Below are 13,611 nucleotides of genomic sequence, written 5' to 3'. Positions count from 1 at the left end.
TGCCGGAAGCGGGTGCGCTGCCGATTCCGGCAAAGCTGGCGCGGGCCGGGGTACGGGACATGGTGCGGGTGTCAGATGCGCGGATGAGTGGCACGTCCTACGGGACGGTAGTGCTGCACTGCGATCCCGAGGCGGCCGTGGGCGGCCCGCTTTCGGTGGTGCGAAATGGGGACCTGATCAGGCTAGACGTACCGAACCGGTCGATCGACCTGCTGGTCCCCGATGAGGAGATCGCTGAACGGCTTCGGTCGTTCACGCCGCCGCCGCGGGCAGCCAGGGGATGGCGCCGGCTGTACGAGGAGACGGTATTGCCCGCGAGCCAGGGCGCGGACCTGTCCTTCCTGTGAACGAGGCCCGACACGGCCGAACGGAAGCAACACGGCGCATGCTGCATACATCTATGCTGACCGGAATGTGCCGGCTCACCAGGGAGACTTGATCGTGTTCGACCCCGGGCAGGTCTCGCTGACAGATCGGGTCTACGACGAGCTGATGCGCGCCGTCCGAGCGGGCGAACTGCGGCCGGGGACGATGCACTCCGTCGTGGAGATCTCGGGACGGCTGGGAGTGTCGCGGACGCCCGTGCGCGAGGCGCTGCTGCGGATGGCCGGCAATGGCATGGTGCGGTTCGAGCGCAGCCGCGGGGTCCGGATCCTCGAGGTGTCCACACGTGACATCGAGGAGATCTACTCGCTGCGGCTGCTGCTGGAGGTGCCGTCGGCGTACCGGGCCGCGGAACTGCTGACCGACGAACTGCTGGGCCCGGTCGAGGAGGCCTTCGACCGGATGCGGGAGGCGGCCGAGGTCGGCGATGAATCCCGGTTCCAGGCAGCCGATGTCGACTTCCACGCCGCGATCCTGAATATCGCCGGAAACCGGCGCGTTACCGAGGTGGCGGCCAACACCCGGATTCAGATGATGGACCGCGGACTGTCCACGACCGTCACCCGGACCCTGGCCGACATCCTGCTGGTGCACGAGCGCATTCTCGACGGTATCCGCGACCGTGACCCCGAGGCCAGCGCAGCGCGGATGCGGGATCACCTGGTCGAGACCGTGCGATTGCTGTTGACGCAGTCAACGGGTGATGAGGCCCTGGCTCGGGACTACACGCCGCCACCCTTGCCGGTGAAGTAGTTCGGTGGAATCGACAGGCGACCCGCGGCATCAGCTCGCTGGCGAGTACCCCGGTTTGGCCAGCAGTTCCCGGATGCCGGCGTCGATGAATGCGGTGTCGGTGGGATTCACCCCACCCCCGGCGAAATGACCCCAGATGCCGGGAATGACTCGCACTTCACCGTGTGCGATGAACTGAGACGCCCAGTGCTCGTCCTCCGGCGGGAAGTAGAGGTCCTTCTCGGCCGGCATCGCCAGTAGCGGGCACCGGATCGATGCAAGTGCCTTCTCGACGTCACCGCCGAATCCCGGTGTGTTGCCGACGTTTCCGCTGTGCCACGTCCGCAGCATGGTGATCAGGTTGTTGGGATCGCGCCCATCACGGAAGAAGTTCTCCCAGAACCCGTAGAGGAAGTCGTCGAACGAGGTGAAGCCGAGCTCTCGCCAGGCCTCCTCCCAATAGAACGCCTGCGAGTAGCCCCAGCCCGAGTAGACCCGGGCGAATGCGCGTAAACCTTTGATGGGAAGCGCATTCGGCGCATAGTCACCGTCGGCCCATGCAGCGTCGGCGGTGAGTGCGGCGATCAACGACTCCAGGAAGACCTTGTTGTGCGGTGCGGTGATGCTCGAGCCGCAGAACGGTGCTGCGCGTTGCACCATCTCGGGGTGGCTCACCGCCCACTGGTAAGTCTGCCCCGCACCCATCGACCACCCGGTCACTAGCGCGATGGTCGAGATGCCGAATTTCTCGGTGACGAGTTTGTGCTGTGCCTGCACCTGGTCGTGGAACGTCACGTCGGGAAAGCGCGCCCGATCGTAGGGCGCCGGTGCATTCGACGGCGACGACGACAGTCCGTTGCCGATCATGTTCGGAATGATGATGAACCATTCATCGGGGTTGAGCGTCTTGTCGGTGCCGACCAGCCACTCGTTGTCGGTGTGCCACCCTGAATACCAGGTGGGATAGACGATGACATTGGTCTTCTCGGCGTTGAGGGTGCCGTAGGTCTTATAGGCCAGTTTCGCTTCTCGCAGCGTGAAACCATTCTGCAGGGTGAAGTCGCCGAGATCGAAGTACTCGGCATCGCTGGGTGCAGGCATGATGAAATCCCTTTCAGTTCTTTGCTGTCGGCCTGTGGCGACTGGCGGCTAGGTGCTGACCGCGCACTGGCCGCGGTCGACACGTTGCGGGCCACGGGCCGAGGGCCGTACGTCGATATCGAAGATCGCGGTCGGAACGTAGAGCGTCGCACAGGAATTCGGTACGTCCACCACGCCGGACAGACGCCCGTCGACGGGGGCGGCGCCGAGGATGAGATATACCTGCTCGCGCGTCCAGCCGAATTTCGAGAAGTACTCGATCGCATTCAGGCAGGCGTTCTGGTAAGCCAGCGTGCTGTCCAGGAAGTGCTGCGTACCGTTCTTGTCGACCGAGAAGCCGACGAACGTCAGGAACTCCGAGTACCGCGGTTCGACGATGCCGGGCATGAAGATTGGGTTCGTGGTGACACCGTAGGTCTCCATGCCACCCTTGATGATCTCGACCCGCAGGTCGATGTATCCGCCCATTTCGATGGCGCCGCAGAAGGTGATCTCACCGTCCCCCTGGGAGAAGTGCAGATCACCCAGCGAGAGGTTGGCACCGTCGACGAAGACCGGATAGAAGATCCGGCTTCCCTTGGAGAGATTCTTGATGTCCTGGTTGCCGCCGTTCTCCCGTGGGGGCGCCGTCCGCGCCGCCTCCGCCGCGACACGTTCGTACTCGGCGCCGGCGAGGTTGCCGAGCACCGCGTTGACCGGCTGCGGTGGCAACGCCAACGGGGGGACGCGATCGGGCTCCGTCGCGATCAGCGCGGCCTCCCGCGCGTTCCAGGTCGCCAACAGGTCTGCGCTCGGCGCCGTCCCCATCAGGCCGGGATGGATGAGCCCGGTGAACTCCACACCGGGGACGTGACGACTCGTCGCCTTCTGTCCGGTGAAGTCCCAGACCGCCTTGTACGCTGCCGGGAACCAGTCGGTGAGAAAGCCGCCACCGTTCTCCTTCGCGAAGATCCCGGTGTAACCCCAGCCCTGCCCGGCGACCGGGCCGCTCTGCTGCGGCACCGGACCGACGTCGAGAATGTCGACCACGAGAAGATCCCCTGGCTGGGCACCTTCGACGGCGAACGGCCCGGACAGTTGGTGGACCATGGACAGGTCGCAATCTCGGATGTCGTTCGCGTCGTCGGTGTTGACGATGGTTCCGTCGAACCACTCCTTCGACTCGACGCGGAAGGTGTCACCGGACTTGACGGTTGCGACCGCCGGAATGTCGGGGTGCCACCGATTGTGGCCGACCAGCTGCTGCTCCCGGAAGGGCTTGCTCTGATCGACGGGGAAGATGACATCGGGCATGTGGTCTCCTCGATTGGCTTGTGGGACTGATGAATCGGTGCTGTCGGTGAACCTCAGGGACGTGGAAGAAGGGCGTGGCGAGGATCCGCGCCGCGCCGCGGGGCGGCAGTAGGGCTGTCGCCCGTCCGCACGACGACCCCGGGTGAAGATCGCGACTTCTCGTGCATCTCCAACGCTTTCACCCCTGCGCCGTCGCTCCTGGTCAGCGCCGCCGAACCGAACACCCGCTGCGCCGGCACCTGGCAGGATTCACAGTTCACCGCGCAGGGGGCGGTGCCGATCGGGAACTGAGACTGAATGAATCCGTGTGTGACACAACGATATTGATAGCGAGCCATGCGGCGCCCTTCCGGGAGTGACCGGATTGATATTCCCATATGGGAATAACATGACTGAACCTACCCTCTCGCCGAGTCGCGTCAAGGGCAGACGACGGAATCGCACGCATCGGGAAATCTGTTTACACACGGGTCACAAATCAGGTGTCACCCAGACCACGTGTTACACGTTGTCAACATCGCGGCCCGCCTGCGGTGAGGTGTCGGGCGGAGGATGATGAACGGCGTGCCTACGGCAGGGACTGCTCGGTCACCTGGCGCGCACTGGTCCGCAGGATCGCCGGCTCGACGTCACGGAGGAGCGTTTGACCATGCGCAGACAGTCGCAAGATAGTCCTGCGACGATCGCGCGGCGACGACGTCCGGAAGACGGCACCGATCTCGACGAGGAAGTCGACGATCCGGGTCGCCGACGTCGACGGAACCACCAGGGTGTCCACCACATCCGACATCGAGCAGTCCGGGCTGGACTCGATGTATGCGAGCGCGCGCCAGCGATCCACCGTGAGATCGGTGCCAGACAACGCGTCCTCGATGCACGCGGCCACCAAGGATGCTTGTCTGAGCAACGCGAGCGCGTCCGCGACAACGTCCATGGCCTGCCTTCTGAGACGACTCCCGGCCCGTGGTCGCACCGCGGCTCGGAGGAGCACCAGCATGCCAGATAGCGTGCCGGTATTCGAACCCAAAGCTAGTCGAGCGACGGATTTCCGGGTTGCTCTCGCGGTGCCGCGAAAGGGTCCGGCGGGCATCTTCGGGCTCGAATGTCGAGCCGCCGCGGAACTGGCGGCCACCGAGATCGACGCGTGTGGTGGAGTCGCCGGCCGTAGCGTGCAATTCGTCGACGTCGATGCCGGCGGCGACCCCGACACGGTGGCCGCCACCATCAGGGTCCTCCTGGACTCGGGCTCCATCGATGCCGTCACCGGGTGGCATCTGTCCAACGCCCGCCAGGCCATCGCCAAGGTCGTCCGCGGGCGAGTGCCCTATGTCTACGCCGCAGCCTACGAAGGTGGTGAACGTAGCGACGGAGTGCTGTGCAGTGGGGAGGTCCCCGGCGACCAGATCGTGGCGTCGCTGCACTGGCTGCGCACCGAGTCGCAGCTGCGCCGGTGGTTCATCGTCGGCAACGACTACGTCTGGCCACGGGGCACGGCCGCCGCGACCCGAGTTGGACTGCAGCACAGCGACATCTCGATCCTCGGCGAGCGCTTCCTGCCGCTGGGCACCGACGACGCGGCCACCTGGGATCGGGTACTCGACGAGGTAATCCACAGTCGGGCACAAGGAGTCATCTCCTTGCTGGTGGGCTCCGACGCGGTCCGGTTCAACCGTGCGTTCGCCGGAAAGGGACTGGACGCGACGGTCACCCGTTTCAGTCCATTCACCGACGAAACCGTGATCCTCGCCAGCGGCGCCGACGCCACCACAAACCTCTTCATCTCCGCGGGGTGGTTCGCCTGCTTGGGCTCCGCAGCGGCGGCCGAGTTCACCGTGGGCTTCGCTCGTGCCTTCGATCTACTGAACGGGACAGGACCGATCGGAGAGTCCGCAGCGCCACCTCCCGGCACCATGGCGGAGACGACATACTCGGGGGTGCACCTGCTGGCAGGTATTGCCAGCACGTCGGTCCCGACGGTGGCGGACGCGCGGCGCGCATTCAGCAAGTGGGGCTGGGACTCGCCGCACGGCCCTGTCGACCTCTACCGCGGATCGGCGCGTCACCCCGTGCACATGGCGAAGGCACGCGGCGTCGAACTCGACGTCATCGCGCGGGTGCGATGACTGCTCCGCCGCCACTACCGGCGATGTTCGGTGCCATTCCGGGTGAATGCGTTGCGCGAGAGATGCTCTGGTTTCACTTAGCCGAAGAGGCCGCGGTGCTCGGTGATGTAGTTCTCGACGGATTCGGCGGGCCGGTCGGTGACGGTTTCGACGTCATTGGTGAAGCGGTCGTAGCGGTTGGCGCGGTGCAGCTTGGCGACGGTGACGAGGTGGTCGGTGGTGTGCGCTGATATGCCCAATGACTTGATCGCCGTGCGGAAGTCGTCCAGGGACATGTCGATTCCGCGCACGGGCCTTCCTAGCGCCGAGGCGTACTGGTCGGCGAGGCCGTCGATGTCCAGGATCTGCGGGCCGGTCAGTTCATAGACGTGGCCGATGTGCTCGGCGGGGTCGCGGAGGATGGCGGCGACCACGCGCGCGACGTCGGTGGCGGCCACCGGCGAGGTGCGGCCATCGCCGAAGGGCAGGACCAGTTCCCCGCGGTCGGCGATCGACTGCCGCGGCAGCAGGGTGAACAGGGGGTTGTCGAGGAACACCGTTGGTCGGACGTGCACGGTCGGCACCCCGGACCAGTTCATGATCTGTTCGGCCAGCCAGTGCCATCTCTGGTGGTTGGACTCCTCGCTGCTGGTCGACGTCATCTGCGAGACGGTCATCTGAGACATGTTCACCAGCACGTCCAGCTCGCCGTGTTCTTTGGCGAGCGCAGTGACGATGGCCGCGGCTTCCAGGTAGTCCGCCGAGACCGCCATGTTGAAGAACACCCGGGTGGCTCCGCGCATGGCCGCGGTGACGTCACCGGGGTTCTTGAGGTCACCGACGACGATTTCGGCCCCTCGTTCGCGCAGGGCGTCGGCTCGACCGTCGTCGCGGTGCACCATTGCCCGCACCGTTTCGCCGCCATCGAGCAGATAATCGGCAACCAGGCGGCTGACGCTGCTGAAGGCGCCCGCGACACCGGTGATCAGGTTCAGCGCTCGATCAGCCATGAGTGCCCGGCCGTGCTCGTGAGCCGGGACGCCACGGTCGTGTGGCCGTCGGGTCAGGGTGTGCGGTCATCGAGTGCCCTTCGAGTTCAATCGGCGCAACACCAGATTGGCGCTCTTCCGGTGGGTGGTGACCGTGCTCAGCCCAGTGGGGGGAGCGGGTAGATGATCTTCGCCTGTGCCGAGTCCGGTGGCGCGATTGCCTTGACCTGCCCGCCTTGGATTTGGACCAGCATCGGGGTGAGCGCCGTGTTGTTGTGGAAGTGGTCGCCCTCGGATGCGAACTTGATCGGTCCGTAGAAGGTCGTCAGGTCGGTGGCGGCGATCAGGTCATTCAGCTTGCCCCTGGCGTCCTCGGACAGCGTCGGCGTCTCACCCAGCTTCTCGACCGCGGCCTGCAGGACCTGCCCGGCGGCGCTGCATCCGGCGGCGGTGTAGTCCGGTGGCGTGCCGTTCGCCTGCTCGAATGCCTTCGCATAGTCGGCGGCCGAGCCGAATAGGTCATCACGGAAGGACGCGGTCGGCAACCAGACGGAGATCCCCATCACGCCGTCGGCGCGGCGGCCGAGCGCCTTCGCGAAGGAGGCATCGGTGATCCCGTAGTGCTCGATGATGGCCTTCGGTGTGTAGCCGGTCGCGGCCATCGCATTCACGAAGTCGACCAGCAGCACGTCGTGGCCGCCGACCGCCACGATGTCGGGCCGCTGCGCCGCGACCACGTTGGCGACCGGCGCCAGGTCGGCATTCGGCGGGAACAGCGAGAAATGCACGACGTTCAGCCCCGCGTCCTCGGCCCCCTTGCGGAAGCCCTGGGCGGTGTCGTCGGAGAACGGCTCGTTGGCACCGACCACGGCCGCCGTCGTCGGCTTGGGCGTCGCGGTGTCCACGATCGACTGGATCGAGCGGGCCGCCGTGGTGTCGACGGCGGGAATGACGCCGTAGGTGAACGCGGGCTGCTTCTTCCAGATGCTGGGAGACTCCGCCGAACCGGCGATGCACGGCACCCGGTACTTGGCGCAGATCGGGTCCATCGCGATCTGCACGCCGCTGGTGTACGCGCCGAAGATGGCGTTCACGCCTTCCTCGGTGGCCAGCCGCGACGTCGCGTCGGCGGCGGTGGCGGGGTCGCTCTTACAGTCCTGCACGACCAGGTCAACCTTGTACTTCTTGTCGCCGATCGACAGCCCGCCCTTTTTGTTCACCGTGTCGGCCCAGAGCTGGTAGCCGCGCTGGGCGATCTGTCCACCGGTCGCGGATTCGCCGGACAGCTCGAGCACGGCGCCGACCTTGAACGTATCGGTCGTCCCGCCGCCGCCCGTGTCGCCGCCGCACGCAGCGAGCACGCTGGGCACGGCCACCACACCACCCGCGAGGAGGCCGGCTCTGGTGAGAAAGAGTCGCCGGTTGATGTTGTTGGACATGATCATTCCTCTCGGGTCGCCCTGACGGGCTGCGGGCGGGAGCCGTTCATCGTTCAGCGGCCCCCTAGATAGAGGTGCATGAGTTCGCGGTCGTCCTCGACGTCGGCCGGGGTGCCGTCGAACCGGTTGTGTCCCGCCACCAGGACATACATCCTGTCGGCCACCCGCATCGCCTCGCGGATGTTCTGCTCGATCATGATCACGCCGACGCCGCGCCGGGACAGTTCGGCGGCGCGCGCCAGGACATCGCCGACGAGCTTCGGGGACAGGCCCGCGGACGGCTCGTCGAACAGCAGGAACCGCGGGTTCAAGATGAGCGCACGGGCGATCGACAGGATCATCTGCTCGCCGCCGGACAGCTGGCCGGCCGCCACGCCATACCGCTCGCGCAGTCGCGGGAAGTCCGTCAGCAGCTCCTCGATCCGCTGGTCCAGCCGCTTTCGGGAGCGGATGGTATATCCGCCGATACGGAGGTTGTCGCGCACCGAGAGGTGGGGGAACACGCCGCCGCCCTGCGGCATCATCGCGAGCCCGCGGCCGAGCGTGCGATGCGACGGCAGGTGGGTGAGGTCGTCGCCGTCCATCGTGACGCTGCCCGCCCACGGGTCGATCACACCGACCATCGCCTTCAGCAGGGTGCTCTTCCCGCAGCCGTTCGGCCCGAAGATGCACGTGACCTCGCCGGTGCGCGCAGTCATCGACACCTGGTGCAGGATCTGCACGCTGCCGTACCCCGCGTCGAGGTCTTCGACGGTGACGACGCTGCCCTCGGAGTCGTGGTGCTCACTCACTGGTCGGCACCCCCAGATACGCCTCCATCACGTGCGGATCGTGCGAGATCTCCTCAAAGCTGCCCTGCGCCACGATCTTTCCGGCATCCATCACGATGATCCGGTCGCAGATGTCCTGCGCGAGCTCCATGTCGTGCTCGATCACCAGGAACGTCGTGCCCGCGTCACGCAAGGTGCGGATGGCGTCGAGCATGATCTGGCGCAGTCGTGGATGGACGCCGGCGGCGACCTCGTCCAGCAGCGCGACCTTCGGCTTGCGCATCAGCACCCGGCCCATCTCCAGTAGCCGCTGCTGACCGCCGGACAGGCTGCTGGCGAGATCCTCTGCGACATGGGTGAGCTCGAGGCGCTCCAGCACCGCGTCCGCGTCGGCCCGCGCGTTGTCCCAGTCGAACTGCACCGCGGAGGTCCACAGGTTTTCCCGCACGGTCATGTTCACGAACAGCGCCGGGATCTGGAACGTGCGTCCGAGGCCAGCCCGGGCGATCTTGTGCGGAGCGAGCCGGGTGATGTTCCGGCCGAACAGCGAGATGGCGCCGGCGTCGGGCTTCAGGGCGCCGGTGAGCAGGTTGAACAGGGTGCTCTTCCCGCTGCCGTTCGGCCCGATGATGCCGACGATCTCGGCCTGCTCGACGTCGAACGTGACCCCGTCGACGGCACGGATGCCGCCGAAGGCACGGAACAGGTCGTCAACCGCCAGCACCGTCATCGTCGGGCCTCCTCGGTCGCGCTGCCCGTTCGCGGGGGCGCGACGTCGTCGCGGGCGCGGCCGAGCAGCTGGCGTACCAGGCGCATTCGTCGGGCTCGCCGCCCGAGACTGACCAGCCCGTCGGGCAGAAACAGCACGAACGCCATCACCAGGGCGCCGACGATGATGATGTATGCGGTGGTCTCGCCGTAGCTGACCCGGAGCTGCTCGTCGAACAGGTACAACACGGTCGCGCCGAGCGCCGGACCCCACGCGTGCCCGAGCCCGCCGACGAGCACCATCACCACCAGCTGATCGGTGATGATGGTGTTCAGCACGCTCTGCGGGTTGATGAACGTGATCCAGTAGGCGTTGATGCCACCCAGCACGGCCGGGATGATCGCGCTCAGTACGAACGCCGCGATCTTGACCAGCGTGGTGTTGATGCCCTGCGCGCGGGCGGCGATCTCGTTGTCGCGCACCGCCTTCACCCGAAAACCGAACCGGGACCGTTCCAGCAGCAGATAGCACACGGCGTAGGCGATCGCCGCGGCGGCGAGCATGGTGTAGAAGAAGAAGTTGTCGTCGTTGCGGATGGGCGTGGTGAGTCCGCCGGAGCCACCGGTGAAGTCGAGGATCGTGGTGAGCTCGCGGACAGCCTCGGCCAGCGCCCAGGTCGCGATGGCGAAGTACGCGCCCTTGAGTCGCAGCGCGGGCCAACCGACGAGCGCCGCAACGGCGCCGGCGATGACGGCTGCGACCGGAAGGGTCGCCCAGAAGTTCCAATTGTGCTGGGGCTGCATCAGGATCGCCGTGGTGTAGGCGCCGATGCCGAAGAAGGCGACGTGGCCGAAGCTGATGTAGCCGGCGTACCCGCAGATCACGTTCCAGGACAAGGCGATTCCGGCCCACAAGGCGACGCCGGTGGCTACCCGGATGTAGTACGGCGAGGTCATCATCGGCAGCAGACAGAGCGCCGCGACGACGAGGGCGAGCACGCCGAGGTTGAGGAAGGGATTACCACCAGAGGCGGGTCTGGCGGGTCTCCTCACGCCAGCCCCCGTCGCGAGATGCCCTGCGGGAACAACAACAGCGCGATGAACAAGACCGCGAAGACCACCAGCAGTGTGTAGTTGGCGCCGACGTAGGTCGTGACCACCGACTGCAGCACGCCGAGGAACAGTCCGGCGGCCAATACCCCGACCACCGAGCCGAGCCCGGCCAGCACCACGACGAAGAACGCGAACAGCGTGTAGCGCAGACCGACTTCCGGAGTCATCGCGTAGATGGCGCCGAGCAGCGCGCCGGCCATCGCGGTCAGGGCGGTGTAGATGGCGTACACCAGGCTGCTGATCCGCTTGACGTCGATGCCCATCAGCCCGGCGTTCTCTTTGCTCTGTGCGGTGGCCCGGATCGCGAGGCCCGTGCGGGTATAGAACAGAAACACCAGGAACAGGCCGGTCGCGACCAATGCAAAGGCGAAGCCGGCCACCCGAATCGTGGGTGCGGTGACGCCGAGCAGCTCGAGGTTGCCGGGGAAGAGGTCGGTCCACACGGTGCGCGGGGTGTAACCGAACGCCGTGAGCAGGCCGCCGCGGATCAGCGTGGCGAGCCCGAAGGTGAACGCCAGCCCCATCAGCGCCGGCAGTGCGTACTTGCTGGTCCGGACCCGATAGATCAGGGGCGCGATGAGCCAGCCAACGACTCCGAAGACGACGAACACCGCCGGGAGCAGTGCGAACGCGTCGATCCGCAGCATGTCGCTGGCCACGATCGCCGCGAACGCGCCGAGAACCACCCACATCCCGACCGCGAGGTCGACGACGTCGAGAACGCCGAACGACATCGAGAAGCCGATGCTGATGGCGACATACAGACCACCGATGAGAATTCCCCCGACGAGCGCTTGCGCCAGTTCGGTCACGGCGTCCTCTCGGCAGAGCGGGCAGGGCTGCTGCTGGGAGAGTATCCGGGGCGTAGGTTCCGGGGCGTAGGTTTGTCAACAATAGATCGATCGGTTTGCCCCCGGCGCCTCTCGGCCCAGCGGAGCCAGCTCATCGCCTGAACCGGAGTTTCGGGCGTGAGCACAATGCGTACAAGGGCGCCTAACGATGCTTGCGCGAGTAGTGCACACAAGCACGACACCGTCGACCGACCTCCGTAATTTCGAAGTCACACCACCACAGGTGACCGCCGAGAACGGAGCCTTTCGATGTCAACGACATTGCCATGCAAGCCTTTTCCAAGCAGCACGTCGGACAGCGGCATTCTTCCCGGCCGACGATCTGAAAACGCACATCGAGATGCCCAACGCCCGCGGGAGTGGAGCGGTTCCGCCGCCCGGCGACTCATCGGCGTCCTGCTTCTGGTCGCCCCCCTCGAACAGGTTGCCTTCGACCTCTACACGCCCGCGCTGCCCAAGATCGCCGAGCAGTTCGCGGCGTCGAACACCCTCGTCCAGAACACCGTCACCGCTTACGTGTTGGGCATGGCGCTGGTGGTGTTGCCCGCTGGACTGATCGCCGACGCAATCGGACGCAAGCGCGTGCTGATGGCCGGTCTTGGATTGATGACGTTGACGAGCATTGGCTGCGCGCTGGCAGGCAACCTGCCGCTGATGATCGGGCTGCGGCTTCTGCAAGGTCTCGGCGCGGGGACGTGCCTGTTGTTGGCCGCCACCATCGCGGCGGACTGCTTCCGTGGCGCCAAGCTGGTTTCGGTCCTGGGCCTGCTCGGTGCGGCATGGGGAGCAGCTCCGGTGGTCGCGCCGGCCGTCGGCGGTTTCATATCGCAGTTCGGGTCGTGGCGGCTGGTGTTCGTGGTGCTTGCGGCCTTGACTGCGACCGTCGGGCTCCTGGTCGTCATGGTGTTGCCGGAAACGCTGCAGCACGACCGCCGATCGCCGATCAACCTGCGAGCCGCGGCTGGCGTCTTGGGGGAGGCGATGCGCAATCGATCCTTCGTCGCCTTCGCGACGATGTTCGGTCTGGTCGCGGCGGCTCAGACGGTGTTCGGTGTCGTTGGCCCCTTCCTCTACCAGACCGGCCTCGGATTCTCCTCTGCCACCTACGGGTTCGTCGCCCTCGGGGTTGGCGCCGCAAACTTCTTCGGCGCGGCGACATGCGGGGCGTTGGCCCGGCGGACCACCACGCGGCGGCTGGCCATCGGCGGATCCGCGGTCCTCGCGCTGGCCGGTGTGGTCATGCTGGTCTCCGCGCAGTTCGTTGGACTCTCCGCGTGGGCGATCACCGGTGGCGCTGCGCTGGCATTGCTCAGCATCGGAGTGCTCGACCCGCTGACCAAGGGTCTGGCGATGGGCGTGTTCTCGCGCAACATCGGACTTGTCACGGGCTTGATCAGCACATTCTGCTACGCAACGATCACCCTCGCGATGGCGCTGATGGCTTGGCTGCCCGAGCGGTCACAGGCGCCCCTGGGCTGGTTCTACGTCGCAGCGGCGGTCGGGCTGGTGGCGGTGCTGATGACCGCGGTGAAGCAGACGACTCGAGTCGGCGCGGCGGCGTGATCGAGACGGCTTGTCGAACGACGGGCTCGAAAAAGCTCGACGGCGGATGTCGAGGACGTCGTGACGGCTCCGTCCCAGGGGTGAGCGACCAACTAGGGTCGCACTCTGAAGGGAGAACATCATGGCCAAGTACCTGTTCCTCAAGCACTACCGGGGAGCGCCGGCCGCCGTCAACGACGTGCCGATGGACCAGTGGACACCGGCCGAGATCGAGGCGCACATCCAGTACATGGAGGACTTCGCGGACCGCCTGCGAGACAGCGGCGAGTACGTCGACAGCCAGGCGTTGGCGTCGGAGGGCGCCTGGGTCCGCTACGCCGGCGAGGGCAAGCCGCCCGTCACCGATGGCCCGTTCGCGGAGACCAAGGACCTGATCGCGGGCTTCATGATCATCGACGTCGACTCGTACGGGCGCGCCGTCGAACTGGCCGGTGAATTGTCCGCGGCGCCCGGCGCGGGCGGCAAGCCGATCCACGAGTGGCTCGAACTGCGGCCGTTCATGGGGGCGTCGAGCACCGTCACCGAATGAGACGGCTGCTCCCGCAATGAACCCGGTGGACGAGGCC

Annotated in this window: 13 protein-coding genes and 1 pseudogene; 5 read left to right on the top strand and 9 right to left on the bottom strand. The window is 66.3% G+C overall.

The features are described from left to right. Nucleotides 1-347 (top strand): annotated as a pseudogene (locus ACRDUX_RS40975) (dihydroxy-acid dehydratase); the annotation flags it as partial. A gap of 94 nt (nt 348-441) precedes the next feature. Continuing rightward, a complete protein-coding gene (locus tag ACRDUX_RS40970) occupies nt 442-1,137 on the top strand; it encodes a GntR family transcriptional regulator (RefSeq protein WP_526423310.1) in 696 nt (231 codons plus the stop codon). A gap of 30 nt (nt 1,138-1,167) precedes the next feature. Here the strand turns inward: ACRDUX_RS40970 and ACRDUX_RS40965 are convergent, their stop codons facing one another. The 3 genes from ACRDUX_RS40965 to ACRDUX_RS40955 all read right to left on the bottom strand — a co-directional run bounded on the left by ACRDUX_RS40965 (nt 1,168) and on the right by ACRDUX_RS40955 (nt 4,444). After that, entirely contained in the window at nt 1,168-2,217 is a 1,050-nt protein-coding gene (locus ACRDUX_RS40965) for an alpha/beta fold hydrolase (RefSeq protein ID WP_526423308.1), read from the bottom strand. Between the two features lie 48 nt (nt 2,218-2,265). Beyond that, nucleotides 2,266-3,510 carry a formamidase gene (gene fmdA / locus ACRDUX_RS40960; RefSeq protein ID WP_526423306.1) on the bottom strand — a complete coding sequence of 415 codons (1,245 nt, stop codon included), beginning with the start codon at nt 3,508-3,510 and terminating at the stop codon, nt 2,266-2,268. 568 nt (nt 3,511-4,078) lie between these two features. Continuing rightward, nucleotides 4,079-4,444, bottom strand: a complete 366-nt coding sequence (locus ACRDUX_RS40955; protein WP_526423304.1) for a MarR family winged helix-turn-helix transcriptional regulator — start codon at nt 4,442-4,444, stop codon at nt 4,079-4,081. 61 nt (nt 4,445-4,505) lie between these two features. On the opposite strand from ACRDUX_RS40955, the gene ACRDUX_RS40950 reads away from it, so the two are divergent. Next, nucleotides 4,506-5,633 (top strand): substrate-binding domain-containing protein, encoded by a 1,128-nt coding sequence (locus ACRDUX_RS40950; protein WP_526423302.1) that lies wholly within the window; start codon nt 4,506-4,508, stop codon nt 5,631-5,633. Nucleotides 5,634-5,710: 77 nt separating this feature from the next. Here ACRDUX_RS40950 and ACRDUX_RS40945 read toward each other — a convergent pair whose 3' ends face one another. From ACRDUX_RS40945 to ACRDUX_RS40920, 6 genes are all read right to left on the bottom strand, one after another. Further along, the gene (locus ACRDUX_RS40945; protein ID WP_526423300.1) at nt 5,711-6,622 is read right to left on the bottom strand and encodes an NAD(P)H-binding protein; all 912 of its coding nucleotides are present in this window, start codon (nt 6,620-6,622) and stop codon (nt 5,711-5,713) included. A gap of 137 nt (nt 6,623-6,759) precedes the next feature. After that, nucleotides 6,760-8,040 carry an amino acid ABC transporter substrate-binding protein gene (locus ACRDUX_RS40940; protein WP_526423298.1) on the bottom strand — a complete coding sequence of 427 codons (1,281 nt, stop codon included), beginning with the start codon at nt 8,038-8,040 and terminating at the stop codon, nt 6,760-6,762. A 53-nt stretch (nt 8,041-8,093) separates the two neighbouring features. After that, nucleotides 8,094-8,831: an ABC transporter ATP-binding protein gene (locus tag ACRDUX_RS40935; RefSeq protein ID WP_526423296.1), complete on the bottom strand. Its 738-nt coding sequence runs from the start codon at nt 8,829-8,831 to the stop codon at nt 8,094-8,096. Then, nucleotides 8,824-9,540, bottom strand: coding sequence for an ABC transporter ATP-binding protein (locus tag ACRDUX_RS40930; RefSeq protein ID WP_526423294.1), 717 nt, complete (start codon nt 9,538-9,540; stop codon nt 8,824-8,826). The genes ACRDUX_RS40935 and ACRDUX_RS40930 overlap by 8 nt, the downstream gene beginning before the upstream one ends. Then, on the bottom strand, nt 9,537-10,571 hold the full coding sequence (locus tag ACRDUX_RS40925; protein WP_526423292.1) for a branched-chain amino acid ABC transporter permease: 1,035 nt from the start codon (nt 10,569-10,571) through the stop codon (nt 9,537-9,539). The genes ACRDUX_RS40930 and ACRDUX_RS40925 overlap by 4 nt, the downstream gene beginning before the upstream one ends. Continuing rightward, nucleotides 10,568-11,443, bottom strand: coding sequence for a branched-chain amino acid ABC transporter permease (locus tag ACRDUX_RS40920; protein ID WP_526423290.1), 876 nt, complete (start codon nt 11,441-11,443; stop codon nt 10,568-10,570). Before ACRDUX_RS40920 ends, ACRDUX_RS40925 begins: the two co-directional genes overlap by 4 nt. Before the next feature lie 288 nt (nt 11,444-11,731). Between ACRDUX_RS40920 and ACRDUX_RS40915 the strand changes: the two genes are divergently transcribed. Continuing rightward, a complete protein-coding gene (locus tag ACRDUX_RS40915; RefSeq protein ID WP_526423288.1) occupies nt 11,732-13,045 on the top strand; it encodes a multidrug effflux MFS transporter in 1,314 nt (437 codons plus the stop codon). A gap of 121 nt (nt 13,046-13,166) precedes the next feature. Beyond that, nucleotides 13,167-13,574, top strand: a complete 408-nt coding sequence (locus ACRDUX_RS40910; protein ID WP_526423287.1) for a YciI family protein — start codon at nt 13,167-13,169, stop codon at nt 13,572-13,574. Nucleotides 13,575-13,611 lie beyond the last annotated feature (37 nt).

It is taken from the genome of Mycobacterium sp., from assembly GCF_050701675.1.
Classification (GTDB): Bacteria; Actinomycetota; Actinomycetes; order Mycobacteriales; family Mycobacteriaceae; genus Mycobacterium.
Note: the sequence above shows the minus strand (reverse complement) of the source record. Positions and strands in the feature narration are given on the sequence as shown.

Excerpts from the sequence above, each read along its gene's own strand:
- ACRDUX_RS40950 (WP_526423302.1), top strand. The coding sequence starts at position 4,506 with ATGCCAGATAGCGTGCCGGTATTCGAACCCAAAGCTAGTCGAGCGACG.
- ACRDUX_RS40910 (WP_526423287.1), top strand. The coding sequence starts at position 13,167 with ATGGCCAAGTACCTGTTCCTCAAGCACTACCGGGGAGCGCCGGCCGCC.
- ACRDUX_RS40915 (WP_526423288.1), top strand. The coding sequence starts at position 11,732 with ATGTCAACGACATTGCCATGCAAGCCTTTTCCAAGCAGCACGTCGGAC.
- fmdA (WP_526423306.1), bottom strand. The coding sequence starts at position 3,510 with ATGCCCGATGTCATCTTCCCCGTCGATCAGAGCAAGCCCTTCCGGGAG.
- ACRDUX_RS40955 (WP_526423304.1), bottom strand. The coding sequence starts at position 4,444 with ATGGACGTTGTCGCGGACGCGCTCGCGTTGCTCAGACAAGCATCCTTG.
- ACRDUX_RS40945 (WP_526423300.1), bottom strand. The coding sequence starts at position 6,622 with ATGGCTGATCGAGCGCTGAACCTGATCACCGGTGTCGCGGGCGCCTTC.
- ACRDUX_RS40965 (WP_526423308.1), bottom strand. The coding sequence starts at position 2,217 with ATGCCTGCACCCAGCGATGCCGAGTACTTCGATCTCGGCGACTTCACC.
- ACRDUX_RS40930 (WP_526423294.1), bottom strand. The coding sequence starts at position 9,540 with ATGACGGTGCTGGCGGTTGACGACCTGTTCCGTGCCTTCGGCGGCATC.
- ACRDUX_RS40940 (WP_526423298.1), bottom strand. The coding sequence starts at position 8,040 with ATGTCCAACAACATCAACCGGCGACTCTTTCTCACCAGAGCCGGCCTC.